Here is a 14,468-nt window from a genome sequence, read left to right as displayed (position 1 = left end):
GCGGTAATGAAACGTATTGCTTTTGTCGGCGTGGTCGGCGCCGGAAAGACAACGCTTTTTAACGCGTTACGGGGAAATTATTCCCTCGCCAGAAAAACGCAGGCCGTGGAATTTAATGATCATGGCGATATCGATACGCCGGGTGAATATTTTAGCCATCCCCGTTGGTATCACGCCTTAATTACCACGTTGCAGGATGTGGACACGCTGATTTATGTCCACGCGGCAAACGATAAAGAAAGTCGCTTACCTGCCGGGTTATTGGATGTTGGAACCCGTAAACGACATATCGCCGTTATCAGCAAAACGGACATGCCGGATGCCGACGTCGCCGCTACGCGGCAGTTGCTTTGCGAGATTGGGTTCCGGGAGCCGATTTTCGAGCTCAACGGCCACGACCCGCAAAGCGTGCGGCAGTTGGTGGATTATCTGGCAGCTCTCAGTGAACAGGAGGAAGAGGCAGGTGAAAAAACTTATCACAGCTAACGATATTCGTGCGGCCCACGCCCGCGGCGAACAGGCGATGTCGGTAGTGCTGCGCGCCAGCATTATTACCCCGGAGGCTCGCGAAGTGGCGGAACTACTGGGCTTCACGATTACCGAATGCGACGAGCCCGTCCCGGCATCCACATCGGCGCAGGTGTGTAAAAGCGAAAGCCAGCGCATTCGGGAAGCCATCATCGCGCAGCTCCCGGAAGGGCAGTTTACTGAAAGCCTGGTGGCGCAGTTGATGGAAAAAGTGCTCAAGGAAAAGCAGTCGCTGGAACTGGGGACGATGCAGCCGAGCTTTACCTCCGTCACGGGTAAAGGCGGCGTGAAAGTCATTGACGGCAGCAGCGTGAAATTTGGCCGCTTCGACGGCGCCGAACCGCACTGCGTCGGCTTAACCGATCTGGTTACAGAGCAGGATGGCAGCAGCATGGCCGCCGGGTTTATGCAGTGGGACAACGCTTTTTTCCCGTGGACGCTGAACTACGACGAAATCGACATGGTGCTGGAGGGCGAATTGCACGTACGCCATGAAGGCGAAACCATGATTGCCAAAGCCGGAGATGTCATGTTCATCCCTAAAGGCTCCAGCATTGAATTTGGCACGCCAACGTCCGTGCGCTTTCTGTACGTCGCCTGGCCTGCGAACTGGCAATCCGTATGAACGATTTCATCACCGAAACGTGGCTCAGAGCGAATCATACGCTCAGCGAAGGATCGGAGATCCATCTGCCCGCTGATGCACGACTGACGCCCTCGGCCCGGGAACTGCTGGAAAGTCGTCGCCTGCGCATTAAGTTTCTGGATCCGCAAGGTCGGCTGTTTGTCGATGATGACGAACAGCAGCCGCAGCCGGTACATGGCTTAACCAGTAGCGATACGCACCCACAGGCCTGCTGTGAACTGTGCCGCCAGCCGGTGGTGAAAAAGCCCGATACGCTGACCCATCTGACGGCGGACAAAATGGTCGCCAAAAGTGACCCGCGCCTCGGCTTTCGCGCCGCGCTCGACAGCGCCATCGCACTGACCGTGTGGCTACAAATCGAACTGGCGGAACCCTGGCAGCCGTGGCTTTTCGATATCCGCTCGCGGCTGGGCAACATTATGCGCGCCGACGCTATAGATGAACCGCTGGCGGCGCAGTCTATCGTCGGGCTGAACGAGGATGAGCTGCATCGGCTTTCCCACCAGCCGCTGCGCTATCTCGACCACGATCACCTGGTGCCGGAGGCCAGCCACGGTCGCGATGCGGCGCTGCTTAATCTGCTGCGAACCAAAGTCCGCGAAACGGAAACCCTCGCCGCACAAGTGTTTATTACCCGTAGTTTTGAGGTCTTGCGCCCGGACATTTTACAGGCGCTGAACCGACTCTCCAGCACGGTTTACGTGATGATGATTTTGAGCGTGGCGAAACATCCGCTGACGGTCGCCCAAATTCAACAACGGTTGGGAGAGAAGCCATGATCATTGAACGCGCCCGCGAACTGGCGGTACGCGCCCCCGCCAGAGTCGTCTTTCCCGATGCGCTGGACGAACGCGTGCTGAAAGCGGCGCATTACCTGCAACAGTGCGGTCTGGCTCGCCCCGTTCTGGTCGCCAGTCCGTTTGCGCTGCGTCAGTTTGCCCTGAGTCATCGTATGGCGATGGATGGCATTCAGGTCATCGACCCACACAGCAACCTGAGTATGCGCCAGCGTTTTGCGCAACGCTGGCTTGCCCGTGCCGGAGAAAAAACGCCGCCGGACGCAGTGGAAAAGCTTAGCGACCCGCTGATGTTCGCTGCCGCCATGGTGAGCGCCGGTGAGGCTGATGTGTGTATCGCAGGCAACCTGTCGTCAACGGCGAATGTGCTGCGCGCAGGGCTGCGGGTGATTGGCCTGCAACCCGGGTGCAAAACATTGTCGTCTATTTTCCTGATGCTGCCGCAGTATGCCGGTCCGGCATTAGGGTTCGCCGATTGCAGCGTAGTGCCGCAGCCGACGGCGGCGCAGCTGGCGGATATCGCTATCGCCAGCGCCGACACCTGGCAGGCCATTACCGGCGAAGAGCCGCGCGTGGCGATGCTGTCATTTTCAAGCAACGGCAGCGCCCGTCACCCCAATGTTGCCAACGTGCAGCAGGCGACAGAGCTCGTTCGCGAACGTGCGCCGCAACTGCTTGTGGACGGTGAATTGCAGTTTGACGCCGCTTTCGTCCCGGAGGTCGCCGCGCAAAAAGCGCCTGACAGCCCGCTGCAAGGCCGCGCCAACGTGATGATTTTCCCGTCGCTGGAGGCGGGCAATATTGGCTACAAAATAGCTCAGCGTCTGGGAGGCTATCGCGCGGTTGGGCCGCTAATTCAGGGGCTTGCCGCGCCGATGCACGATCTCTCCCGAGGCTGTAGCGTGCAGGAAATTATCGAACTGGCGTTGGTGGCAGCCGTGCCGCGCCAGGCTGACGTGAGCCGCGAACGCAGCTTACACACACTGGTTGAATGAACGGTCCCGTTCTGGACCCCTTTAATGAGAGGAAAACACGATGGAAGCATTAGGAATGATTGAAACCCGGGGCCTGGTTGCGCTGATTGAGGCCTCCGATGCGATGGTAAAAGCCGCACGCGTGAAGCTGGTCGGCGTGAAGCAGATTGGCGGTGGCCTGTGTACGGCCATGGTGCGTGGCGACGTGGCGGCGTGCAAAGCCGCAACCGATGCTGGCGCCGCTGCGGCGCAGCGCATTGGCGAGCTGGTCTCCGTACACGTGATTCCACGCCCGCACGGCGATCTGGAAGAAGTGTTCCCGATCAGCTTCAAAGGCGACAGCAACATTTGATGGTAGGCCGGATAAGACGCGCAGCGTCGCCATCCGGCATGAATGCGCGCCATTGCCTGATGGTGCGCAGATTCAAGGCCTACGACCCAACGGGCAATCCATGGAGGCGGATATGAAACTGGCAGTCGTCACAGGACAAATCGTATGTACCGTCCGCCATCAGGGACTGGCGCATGACAAATTGCTGATGGTGGAAATGATCGATGCCCAGGGCAACCCCGACGGGCAGTGTGCCGTCGCTATCGACAGTATCGGGGCGGGAACCGGAGAGTGGGTACTGCTGGTCAGCGGCAGTTCCGCACGCCAGGCGCATCGCAGCGAATTATCACCGGTCGATCTGTGCGTCATTGGCATCGTCGATGAAGTGGTGGCTGGCGGGAAAGTGGTTTTCCATAAATAGGACTGAACATCATGAATCAACAGGATATTGAACAGGTGGTGAAAGCGGTACTGCTGAAAATGAAAGACAGCAGCCAGCCGGCCAGCACTGTTCATGAGATGGGCGTTTTTGCCTCCCTGGATGACGCAGTGGCGGCAGCAAAACGGGCCCAGCAGGGGCTGAAGAGCGTGGCGATGCGCCAGCTTGCTATTCATGCCATTCGCGAGGCGGGCGAAAAACACGCCCGAGAATTAGCGGAGCTTGCCGTCAGCGAAACCGGCATGGGACGCGTTGACGATAAATTTGCTAAAAACGTGGCGCAGGCGCGCGGCACGCCGGGCGTCGAGTGTTTATCTCCGCAGGTGCTGACCGGCGATAACGGCCTGACGCTGATTGAAAATGCGCCGTGGGGCGTGGTGGCCTCGGTCACGCCGTCCACCAATCCGGCGGCGACGGTGATTAATAACGCCATCAGCCTGATTGCCGCAGGCAACAGCGTCGTGTTTGCCCCGCATCCGGCGGCGAAAAAGGTCTCTCAGCGGGCAATCACCCTCCTCAATCAGGCGGTGGTCGCCGCCGGTGGCCCGGAAAATTTGCTGGTCACCGTGGCGAACCCGGATATCGAAACCGCCCAGCGGCTGTTCAAGTATCCCGGTATTGGCCTGCTGGTGGTGACTGGCGGCGAAGCGGTGGTGGACGCGGCGCGTAAACATACTAATAAACGCCTGATCGCCGCCGGTGCCGGTAATCCCCCGGTGGTGGTGGATGAGACCGCCGACCTGCCGCGCGCTGCACAATCCATCGTCAAAGGCGCGTCGTTTGATAACAACATCATCTGTGCCGACGAAAAAGTGCTGATTGTGGTGGATAGCGTCGCCGACGAGCTGATGCGTCTGATGGAAGGTCAGCACGCGGTGAAACTGACCGCCGCTCAGGCCGAACAGCTCCAGCCGGTGCTGCTGAAGAATATCGATGAACGCGGCAAAGGCACCGTCAGCCGTGACTGGGTCGGTCGTGACGCGGGCAAGATTGCCGCAGCCATCGGCCTGAACGTCCCGGATCAAACGCGCCTGCTGTTTGTGGTAACGCCAGCCAACCATCCGTTTGCCGTCACTGAAATGATGATGCCGGTACTGCCGGTGGTGCGGGTCGCCAACGTCGAAGAAGCCATCGCCCTGGCGGTACAACTTGAAGGCGGTTGCCACCATACGGCGGCGATGCACTCGCGCAATATCGACAACATGAACCAGATGGCGAACGCCATCGACACCAGCATTTTCGTCAAAAACGGGCCGTGCATTGCCGGGCTTGGATTGGGCGGAGAAGGCTGGACCACCATGACCATCACCACGCCAACCGGCGAAGGCGTGACCAGCGCGCGTACCTTTGTGCGGCTGCGTCGATGCGTGCTGGTGGATGCGTTTCGCATTGTATAAGGGATGACTCATGGCGTACGACGAACAACTCTGGCTCACCCCAAGACTGCAAAAAGCGGCGGCCCTGTGTAACCAGACGCCCGCCGCCAGCGACGCGCCGCTGTGGCTGGGCGTCGATTTGGGCACCTGCGACGTGGTGTCGATGGTGGTCGACGGCAACGCCCAGCCGGTGGCGGTGTGCCTTGACTGGGCCGACGTTGTGCGTGACGGCATCGTCTGGGATTTCTTCGGCGCCGTCACCCTCGTGCGCCGCCATCTCGACACCCTTGAACAGCAGCTCGGCTGCCGCTTTACCCACGCGGCGACCTCGTTCCCGCCGGGCACCGACCCGCGTATTTCGATCAACGTGCTGGAGTCTGCCGGGTTAGAAGTCAGCCACGTACTGGATGAACCGACGGCGGTAGCGGATCTGCTGGCGCTTGATAATGCAGGCGTGGTGGATATTGGCGGCGGCACTACCGGCATTGCCATCGTCAAACAGGGCAAGGTGACTTACTCCGCCGATGAAGCCACTGGCGGGCACCATATCTCCCTGACGCTGGCGGGCAACCGCCGTATTCCCCTGGAAGAGGCGGAACAGTACAAGCGCAGCAATGCGCAGGAGATTTGGCCGGTAGTGAAGCCGGTGTACGAAAAAATGGCGGAAATCGTTGCTCGCCACATTGAAGGGCAAGGAATTGCTGATTTATGGCTGGCGGGCGGTTCCTGTATGCAGCCGGGCGTGGAGGCGTTATTTCGCCAGCGTTTCCCGGAGTTACAGGTGCATTTGCCGCAGCACAGCCTGTTTATGACCCCGCTGGCGATAGCCAACAGCGGGAGAGCGAAAGCGGAGGGACTCTATGCAAGCTGAACTACAGACGGCGCTATTTCAGGCATTCGACACCCTGAATCTGCAACGGGTGAAAACGTTCAGCGTACCGCCGGTCACGCTGTGCGGACTTGGGGCGCTCGGCGCCTGTGGACAGGAAGCGCAAGCGCGAGGCGTAAGCCATCTGTTTGTGATGGTCGACAGCTTCCTGCATCAGGCGGGAATGACCGCGCCGCTGGCACGCAGCCTGGCGATGAAAGGCGTGGCGATGACGGTCTGGCCGTGTCCGCCAGGCGAGCCGTGCATCACCGACGTCTGCGCGGCGGTCGCGCAACTGCGTGAGGCGGCGTGCGACGGCGTAGTGGCCTTTGGCGGCGGTTCGGTGCTGGACGCGGCGAAAGCGGTCGCCCTGCTGGTGACTAACCCTGACCAGACGCTGAGCGCCATAACCGAGCGCAGTACATTACGCCCGCGTCTGCCGCTGATTGCGGTGCCGACCACCGCCGGAACCGGTTCAGAAACCACCAACGTGACGGTGATTATCGACGCGGTCAGCGGGCGCAAGCAGGTGCTGGCACACGCGTCACTAATGCCGGATGTGGCGATTCTTGATGCTGCCGTGACCGAAGGCGTTCCGCCAAATGTGACGGCAATGACCGGTATCGATGCGTTGACGCATGCGATTGAGGCCTACAGCGCGCTCAACGCCACGCCGTTTACCGACAGCCTGGCGATTGGCGCGATAGCGATGATTGGCAAATCGCTGCCGAAAGCCGTGGGTTACGGCCACGATCTGGCGGCGCGTGAAAATATGTTGCTGGCCTCCTGTATGGCGGGAATGGCCTTTTCCAGCGCTGGTCTGGGGCTGTGTCATGCGATGGCGCACCAGCCAGGGGCGGCGCTGCATATTCCGCACGGCCAGGCCAACGCCATGCTGCTGCCAACAGTCATGGGCTTTAACCGGATGGTATGCCGCGAGCGCTTCAGTCAAATCGGTCGGGCGTTAACCAATAAGAAATCGGACGATCGCGATGCGATTGCGGCGGTGTGCGAGCTGATTGCCGAAGTGGGACAGAGCAAACGGCTGGCTGACGCTGGCGCCAAAACCGAACACTACAGCGCGTGGGCGCAAGCCGCGCTGGAGGATATTTGTCTGCGCAGTAACCCACGCACCGCCACACAGGCACAGATTATCGACCTGTACGCGGCTGCCGGGTAATGCCTGTAGGCCGGATAAGGTGCTCGCACCGCCATCCGGCAATAACACGGCGTTAATGCCGGAGGCGACGTAAACGTCTTATCCGGCCTACAAATCATAAATGGCAGGGAGTAAGGGCTATGGGAATTAACGAAATCATCATGTACATCATGATGTTCTTTATGCTGATTGCCGCCGTGGACAGAATCCTGTCACAGTTCGGCGGGTCGGCGCGCTTTCTCGGTAAATTCGGCAAGAGTATCGAGGGGTCTGGCGGCCAGTTTGAAGAGGGCTTTATGGCGATGGGCGCGTTGGGACTGGCGATGGTCGGTATGACCGCGCTGGCGCCGGTGCTGGCGCATGTACTGGGGCCGGTTATTATCCCGGTATACGAAATGCTGGGCGCGAACCCATCCATGTTCGCGGGTACGCTGCTGGCCTGTGATATGGGCGGGTTCTTCCTCGCCAAAGAGCTGGCCGGCGGTGATGTCGCGGCGTGGCTATACTCAGGATTAATACTTGGGTCGATGATGGGGCCGACCATTGTGTTCTCCATTCCGGTGGCGCTCGGCATTATCGAACCGTCTGACCGCCGCTACCTGGCGCTTGGCGTACTGGCGGGTATCGTCACCATTCCCATTGGCTGCATTGCGGGGGGATTGATCGCCATGTACTCAGGCGTGCAGATCAATGGTCAGCCAGTGGAGTTTACCTTCGCGCTGATCCTGATGAACATGATCCCGGTATTGATCGTCGCGGTGCTGGTAGCGCTGGGGCTGAAGTTCATCCCGGAAAAAATGATCAACGGTTTCCAGATTTTCGCCAAATTTCTGGTGGCGCTGATCACCATCGGTCTGGCGGCTGCGGTGGTTAAATTCCTGTTGGGCTGGGAGTTGATTCCGGGGCTCGACCCGATCTTTATGGCGCCAGGCGACAAACCCGGCGAAGTGATGCGCGCCATTGAAGTGATCGGCTCTATCTCCTGCGTGCTGCTCGGCGCGTATCCGATGGTGCTGTTACTGACCCGCTGGTTTGAAAAACCGTTGATGAATGTTGGTAAGCTGCTGAACGTAAATAATATTGCGGCGGCAGGCATGGTAGCGACCCTGGCGAACAATATCCCCATGTTCGGCATGATGAAGCAGATGGATACCCGCGGCAAAGTGATTAACTGCGCATTTGCCGTCTCTGCGGCGTTCGCGCTGGGCGACCATTTAGGCTTCGCCGCCGCGAATATGAACGCCATGATCTTCCCGATGATTGTCGGCAAGCTGATCGGCGGTGTGACGGCGATTGGCGTGGCGATGATGCTGGTGCCGAAAGATGACGCCGCCCAGGTGAAAACCGAAGCGGAGGCGCAATCGTGAACACTCGCCAGCTACTGAGCGTCGGTATCGATATCGGCACCACCACCACGCAGGTGATCTTCTCGCGCCTGGAGTTGGTTAACCGTGCGGCGGTGTCGCAGGTGCCGCGCTACGAATTCATCAAACGCGACATTAGCTGGCAAAGCCCGGTCTTCTTTACGCCCGTGGATAAGCAGGGCGGTCTGAAAGAGGCCGAACTTAAAGCGCTGATTCTGGCCCAGTATCAGGCCGCAGGCATCGCGCCTGAATCGGTGGACTCAGGGGCTATCATTATCACCGGCGAAAGCGCCAAAACCCGCAACGCCCGTCCGGCGGTCATGACGCTCTCGCAGTCGCTGGGCGACTTTGTGGTCGCCAGCGCTGGGCCGCATCTGGAATCAGTCATTGCCGGTCACGGCGCCGGAGCGCAAAGCTTGTCTGAGCAGCGGATGTGCCGGGTGCTGAATATTGATATCGGCGGCGGCACGTCTAACTACGCGCTGTTTGACGCGGGAAAAGTCAGCGGCACCGCCTGCCTTAACGTCGGTGGTCGCCTGCTGGAAACCGACGCTCAGGGGCGCGTGGTGCATGCGCATCAGCCGGGACAGATGATTGTCGATGACGTATTTGGTCCGGGCTTTGACGCCCGAACGCTCAACGCCGCACAACTGGTCCAGGTAGCAAGACGCATGGCGACGCTAATTGTGGAGGTGATTGACGGCACGCTGTCACCACTGGCGCAGGCGCTGATGCAAACCGGTCTGCTGCCTGCGAGCGTGAAGCCGGAAGTGATTACGTTGTCCGGTGGGGTAGGTGAATGCTACCGCAACCAACCTGCCGACCCGTTCTGCTTTTCTGATATCGGGCCGCTGCTGGCGACCGCGCTGCATGAGCACCCGCGTCTGCGCGAGATGAACGTGCAGTTTCCGGCGCAAACCGTGCGCGCCACGGTGATTGGCGCTGGGGCCCATACGCTCTCGCTTTCCGGCAGTACTATCTGGCTGGAAGACGTCCAACTGCCGCTGCGCAACCTGCCGGTGGCGATCCCGCAGGATGACGCCGATCTGGTGAACGCCTGGCGGCAGGCGCTTCTCCAGCTTGATCTCGACCCGCAAACCGACGCTTACGTGCTGGCGCTTCCCGCCACGCTTCCGGTGCGTTACGCCGCATTACTCACGGTCATCAACGCGCTGACGGCTTTTGTCGCGCGTTATCCCAATCCACATCCCCTGCTGGTGGTGGCCGAGCAGGATTTTGGTAAAGCGCTGGGCATGTTATTGCGCCCACAGTTACCGCAACTTCCGCTGGCGGTCATCGATGAGGTGGTCGTGCGGGCGGGAGACTATATCGACATTGGTACGCCTCTTTTTGGCGGATCGGTTGTGCCGGTGACGGTGAAATCACTCGCATTTCCTTCCTGAGGGAACGACTTATGAAACTAAAGACCACATTGTTCGGCAATGTTTATCAGTTTAAGGATGTAAAAGAGGTACTGGCCAAAGCCAACGAACTGCGTTCGGGGGATGTGCTGGCCGGGGTTGCCGCGGCAAGTTCGCAGGAGCGCGTAGCGGCAAAACAGGTACTGTCGGAAATGACGGTGGCGGATATCCGCAACAATCCGGTGATTGCCTATGAAGAGGACTGCGTGACGCGCCTGATTCAGGACGACGTCAACGAAACGGCCTATAACCGGATTAAAAACTGGAGCATCAGCGAACTGCGCGAATACGTACTGAGCGATGAAACCTCCGTGGACGACATCGCGTTTACCCGCAAAGGCCTGACCTCCGAAGTGGTGGCGGCAGTAGCGAAAATCTGCTCCAACGCTGACCTGATCTACGGCGGCAAGAAAATGCCGGTGATCAAAAAAGCCAATACCACCATCGGTATTCCGGGCACCTTTAGCTGCCGTTTGCAGCCGAACGATACCCGTGACGATGTACAGAGTATCGCCGCGCAAATCTACGAAGGGCTTTCTTTCGGCGCAGGCGATGCGGTGATCGGCGTTAACCCGGTGACCGATGACGTGGAGAACCTGACCCGCGTGCTCGACACCGTTTACGGCGTTATCGATAAATTCAATATTCCGACCCAGTGCTGCGTGCTGGCGCACGTCACCACCCAGATCGAAGCGATTCGTCGCGGCGCGCCGGGCGGACTGATTTTCCAGAGCATTTGCGGCAGCGAGAAGGGCTTAAAAGAGTTCGGCGTGGAACTGGCGATGCTCGACGAAGCGCGGGCTGTGGGGGCGGAGTTCAACCGCATCGCCGGGGAAAACTGCCTGTACTTTGAAACCGGGCAAGGGTCTGCGCTGTCGGCTGGTGCGAACTTTGGTGCCGACCAGGTGACGATGGAAGCGCGTAACTACGGGCTGGCGCGCCACTACGATCCGTTCCTGGTGAACACCGTGGTGGGCTTTATCGGGCCGGAGTATCTCTACAACGACAGGCAGATTATCCGCGCCGGTCTCGAAGATCACTTTATGGGCAAGCTGAGCGGCATCTCGATGGGCTGCGACTGCTGCTATACCAACCATGCCGACGCCGACCAGAACCTTAACGAAAACCTGATGATTCTGCTCGCCACTGCCGGCTGTAACTACATCATGGGGATGCCGCTCGGCGACGACATCATGCTCAACTACCAGACCACCGCTTTCCACGATACCGCCACCGTCCGTCAGTTGCTGAATTTACGGCCATCGCCGGAGTTTGAACGCTGGCTGGAAACGATGGGCATTATGGCAAACGGTCGTCTGACCAAACGGGCGGGCGATCCGTCACTGTTCTTCTGATGACGCGGAGATAACACCATGGATCAAAAACAGATTGAAGAAATTGTACGTAGCGTGATGGCGTCAATGGGACAGGACGTACCGCAGCCCGTCGCGCCGTCAACGCAGGCAGGCGCAAAGCCGCAGTGCGCCGCGCCGACGGTGACCGAAAGCTGCGCGCTGGATTTAGGTTCCGCAGAGGCAAAAGCCTGGATTGGCGTCGAGAACCCACATCGTGCGGACGTGCTGACCGAACTGCGTCGCAGTACCGCTGCTCGTGTATGTACCGGGCGCGCTGGCCCACGTCCACGTACCCAGGCGCTGTTGCGCTTCCTGGCGGATCACTCCCGTTCGAAAGATACCGTGCTCAAAGAAGTGCCGGAAGAGTGGGTAAAAGCGCAAGGGCTGCTGGAAGTGCGTTCGGAGATCAGCGACAAAAACCTGTACCTGACGCGCCCGGATATGGGGCGTCGCCTGAGCCCGGAAGCTATTGACGCGCTGAAGTCGCAGTGCGTGATGAACCCGGATGTGCAGGTAGTGGTCTCCGATGGCCTCTCTACGGATGCGATCACCGCCAACTATGAAGAGATCCTGCCGCCGCTGCTTGCCGGTCTGAAGCAGGCCGGGCTGAACGTCGGCACGCCGTTCTTTGTGCGCTATGGCCGCGTGAAGATTGAAGATCAGATTGGCGAAATTCTCGGCGCGAAGGTCGTCATCCTGCTGGTGGGCGAACGTCCGGGGCTGGGGCAGTCGGAAAGCCTCTCCTGCTACGCCGTCTATTCCCCGCGCGTGGCGACCACCGTCGAGGCCGACAGAACCTGTATTTCAAACATTCATCAGGGGGGGACGCCGCCAGTAGAAGCTGCCGCCGTGATTGTGGATTTGGCCAAACGGATGCTGGAGCAGAAAGCGTCCGGCATCAACATGACCCGTTAAGGAGACATCATGCCTGCATTAGATTTGATTCGACCTTCAGTGACTGCCATGCGCGTGATTGCCTCCGTGAATGACGGCTTTGCGCGGGAACTTAAATTACCGCCACATATACGTAGCCTCGGACTCATCACGGCAGATTCTGATGATGTGACCTATATTGCCGCTGATGAAGCAACAAAACAGGCGATGGTGGAAGTGGTCTATGGCCGTTCCCTCTATGCCGGGGCGGCTCACGGGCCGTCGCCGACCGCCGGTGAGGTGTTGATTATGCTGGGCGGACCGAACCCGGCGGAAGTGCGCGCCGGTCTGGATGCAATGGTCGCCAGCATTGAAAACGGCGCGGCGTTCCAGTGGGCGAACGATGCGGAAAATACCGCATTCCTGGCGCATGTGGTTTCGCGTACCGGCTCGTACCTCTCGTCTACCGCAGGTATCGCGCTGGGCGATCCAATGGCCTACCTGGTGGCGCCGCCGCTGGAAGCGACATTCGGCATTGACGCGGCGATGAAATCCGCTGACGTTCAACTGGTGACTTACGTGCCGCCGCCGTCGGAAACCAACTATTCGGCCGCGTTCTTAACGGGAAGCCAGGCCGCGTGTAAAGCCGCCTGCAACGCCTTTACCGACGCCGTGCTGGATATCGCCCGTAACCCTGTCCAGCGTGCGTAACGGAGGCTGCCAATGATCAATGCCCTGGGATTACTGGAAGTGGACGGAATGGTCGCCGCCGTCGATGCGGCGGATGCCATGCTGAAAGCGGCCAACGTGCGTTTGCTTAGTCATCAAGTGCTCGACCCTGGCAGGCTAACGCTGGTGGTAGAGGGCGATCTGGCGGCGTGTCGTGCGGCGCTGGATGCCGGAAGCGCCGCCGCGCAGCGCACAGGCCGTGTGATTAGCCGCAAAGAAATTGGTCGTCCGGAAGAGGACACCCAGTGGCTGATTGGCGGGTTTGCGCGTGCGACAACGCCGACTGAGAAAGCGCCCCAGGTACCCGCAACGCCTGAGTTCGCTGAAGCGTTACTGGCGCTGCTGGCATCAGTACGCCAGGGAATGACGGCGGGAGAGGTTGCCGCGCATTTTGGCTGGCCGCTGGAGCAGGCCAGAAACGTGCTGGAACAACTCTTTTCTGACGGAGCGTTGCGTAAACGCAGTAGTCGCTATCGCATCAAAAATTAATCTGTCGGAGGGCCGGGCGTCCTGGCGGGCGTCCGGCATAGAAGATCATGAAAAAGACCCGTACAGCGAATTTGCACCATCTTTATCATGAAGCGTTACCCGAAGACGTTAAACTTACGCCCAGAGTCGAGGTGGACAATGTTCATCAGCGACGGACGACGGATGTCTATGAACATGCTCTGACTATCACCGCCTGGCAGCAGATCTACGATCAGTTACACCCGGGTAAATTTCATGGCGAGTTCACGGAAATCCTGCTTGATGAGATTCAGGTGTTCCGTGAATACACCGGCCTGGCGCTGCGTCAGTCGTGTCTGGTTTGGCCAAACTCTTTCTGGTTTGGTATTCCGGCGACGCGCGGCGAACAGGGATTTATCGGCGCGCAGGGGCTCGGCAGCGCCGAGATTGCCACCCGACCGGGAGGCACCGAGTTTGAACTGAGCACGCCGGATGATTACACCATTCTGGGCGTCGTTATCTCGGAAGATGTTATTTCCCGTCAGGCCACGTTTTTGCATAACCCGGAAAGGGTGCTGCATATGCTACGTAACCAGTTAGCGCTGGAGGTAAAAGAGCAGCATAAAGCGGCGCTGTGGGGCTTTGTGCAGCAGGCGCTGGCCACCTTCAGCGAGAGTCCTGAAACCCTGCATCAACCTGCGGTGCGTAAGGTCTTGAGTGATAATTTGTTGCTGGCGATGGGCACGATGCTGGAAGAGGCGAAGCCGATTCATAGCGCCGAGAGCATCAGCCATCAGGGATATCGTAGGCTACTGTCGCGGGCGCGGGAATATGTGCTGGAAAATATGTCGGAGCCGCTGACGGTGCTCGACTTATGTAACCAGCTACACGTAAGCCGTCGCACGCTGCAAAATGCGTTTCACGCCATTTTGGGCATTGGCCCCAATGCGTGGCTGAAACGTATTCGCTTAAACGCAGTACGCCGGGAACTGATTAGCCCGTGGTCGCAGAGCGCCACGGTCAAAGATGCCGCGATGCAGTGGGGATTCTGGCATCTGGGGCAATTTGCCACCGATTATCAGCAATTATTTGCCGAAAAACCGTCGTTGACGCTGCATCAACGGATGCGGCAATGGGCTTGATATTGATGGGGAGGCTCTC

16 protein-coding genes are annotated in these 14,468 nt (G+C 59.2%); all 16 read left to right on the top strand.

What is annotated here, in order from left to right; genetic code table 11:
- Positions 1–6: 6 nt before the first annotated feature.
- The 16 genes from eutP (at position 7) to eutR (ending at position 14,449) form a co-directional block, all read left to right on the top strand.
- On the top strand, positions 7–486 hold the full coding sequence (eutP, locus tag ACLJZ5_RS16575; protein ID WP_024797862.1) for an ethanolamine utilization acetate kinase EutP: 480 nt from the start codon (positions 7–9) through the stop codon (positions 484–486).
- Positions 464–1,153: an ethanolamine utilization acetate kinase EutQ gene (gene eutQ, locus ACLJZ5_RS16570; RefSeq protein ID WP_001727052.1), complete on the top strand. Its 690-nt coding sequence runs from the start codon at positions 464–466 to the stop codon at positions 1,151–1,153. The genes eutP and eutQ overlap by 23 nt, the downstream gene beginning before the upstream one ends.
- Positions 1,150–1,953: an ethanolamine utilization cob(I)yrinic acid a,c-diamide adenosyltransferase EutT gene (eutT, locus tag ACLJZ5_RS16565; protein ID WP_000997656.1), complete on the top strand. Its 804-nt coding sequence runs from the start codon at positions 1,150–1,152 to the stop codon at positions 1,951–1,953. The genes eutQ and eutT overlap by 4 nt, the downstream gene beginning before the upstream one ends.
- On the top strand, positions 1,950–2,966 hold the full coding sequence (pta, locus tag ACLJZ5_RS16560; RefSeq protein WP_024797861.1) for a phosphate acetyltransferase: 1,017 nt from the start codon (positions 1,950–1,952) through the stop codon (positions 2,964–2,966). Before eutT ends, pta begins: the two co-directional genes overlap by 4 nt.
- Before the next feature lie 40 nt (positions 2,967–3,006).
- On the top strand, positions 3,007–3,297 hold the full coding sequence (gene eutM, locus ACLJZ5_RS16555) for an ethanolamine utilization microcompartment protein EutM (RefSeq protein WP_000387716.1): 291 nt from the start codon (positions 3,007–3,009) through the stop codon (positions 3,295–3,297).
- Positions 3,298–3,409: 112 nt separating this feature from the next.
- Entirely contained in the window at positions 3,410–3,697 is a 288-nt protein-coding gene (gene eutN, locus ACLJZ5_RS16550; RefSeq protein ID WP_001522340.1) for an ethanolamine utilization microcompartment protein EutN, read from the top strand.
- 11 nt (positions 3,698–3,708) lie between these two features.
- Positions 3,709–5,112: an aldehyde dehydrogenase family protein gene (locus ACLJZ5_RS16545; RefSeq protein ID WP_024797860.1), complete on the top strand. Its 1,404-nt coding sequence runs from the start codon at positions 3,709–3,711 to the stop codon at positions 5,110–5,112.
- 10 nt (positions 5,113–5,122) lie between these two features.
- Entirely contained in the window at positions 5,123–5,962 is an 840-nt protein-coding gene (eutJ, locus tag ACLJZ5_RS16540) for an ethanolamine utilization protein EutJ (protein WP_000312756.1), read from the top strand.
- A complete protein-coding gene (gene eutG / locus ACLJZ5_RS16535) occupies positions 5,952–7,139 on the top strand; it encodes an ethanolamine utilization ethanol dehydrogenase EutG (RefSeq protein WP_024797859.1) in 1,188 nt (395 codons plus the stop codon). The genes eutJ and eutG overlap by 11 nt, the downstream gene beginning before the upstream one ends.
- Before the next feature lie 119 nt (positions 7,140–7,258).
- A complete protein-coding gene (gene eutH / locus ACLJZ5_RS16530) occupies positions 7,259–8,485 on the top strand; it encodes an ethanolamine utilization protein EutH (protein ID WP_000512359.1) in 1,227 nt (408 codons plus the stop codon).
- Complete coding sequence (gene eutA / locus ACLJZ5_RS16525) at positions 8,482–9,885, top strand: ethanolamine ammonia-lyase reactivating factor EutA (RefSeq protein WP_024797858.1); 1,404 nt, start codon at positions 8,482–8,484, stop codon at positions 9,883–9,885. Before eutH ends, eutA begins: the two co-directional genes overlap by 4 nt.
- An 11-nt stretch (positions 9,886–9,896) precedes the next feature.
- On the top strand, positions 9,897–11,258 hold the full coding sequence (gene eutB / locus ACLJZ5_RS16520) for an ethanolamine ammonia-lyase subunit alpha (RefSeq protein WP_410958983.1): 1,362 nt from the start codon (positions 9,897–9,899) through the stop codon (positions 11,256–11,258).
- A gap of 18 nt (positions 11,259–11,276) precedes the next feature.
- Positions 11,277–12,173: an ethanolamine ammonia-lyase subunit EutC gene (gene eutC, locus ACLJZ5_RS16515; protein ID WP_000372344.1), complete on the top strand. Its 897-nt coding sequence runs from the start codon at positions 11,277–11,279 to the stop codon at positions 12,171–12,173.
- Positions 12,174–12,182: 9 nt separating this feature from the next.
- Positions 12,183–12,842 carry an ethanolamine utilization microcompartment protein EutL gene (eutL, locus tag ACLJZ5_RS16510; RefSeq protein WP_001111056.1) on the top strand — a complete coding sequence of 220 codons (660 nt, stop codon included), beginning with the start codon at positions 12,183–12,185 and terminating at the stop codon, positions 12,840–12,842.
- A 12-nt stretch (positions 12,843–12,854) separates the two neighbouring features.
- Positions 12,855–13,349, top strand: a complete 495-nt coding sequence (gene eutK, locus ACLJZ5_RS16505) for an ethanolamine utilization microcompartment protein EutK (RefSeq protein ID WP_000606266.1) — start codon at positions 12,855–12,857, stop codon at positions 13,347–13,349.
- Positions 13,350–13,396: 47 nt separating this feature from the next.
- Positions 13,397–14,449, top strand: coding sequence for an HTH-type transcriptional regulator EutR (gene eutR, locus ACLJZ5_RS16500; protein WP_000753665.1), 1,053 nt, complete (start codon positions 13,397–13,399; stop codon positions 14,447–14,449).
- Positions 14,450–14,468 lie beyond the last annotated feature (19 nt).

Origin of the sequence: Salmonella sp. 5800 (genome assembly GCF_046558195.1) — a bacterium.
In the GTDB taxonomy this organism is placed as follows: Bacteria; Pseudomonadota; Gammaproteobacteria; order Enterobacterales; family Enterobacteriaceae; genus Salmonella; species Salmonella enterica.
This window is presented reverse-complemented; position numbering and strand designations above follow the sequence as displayed.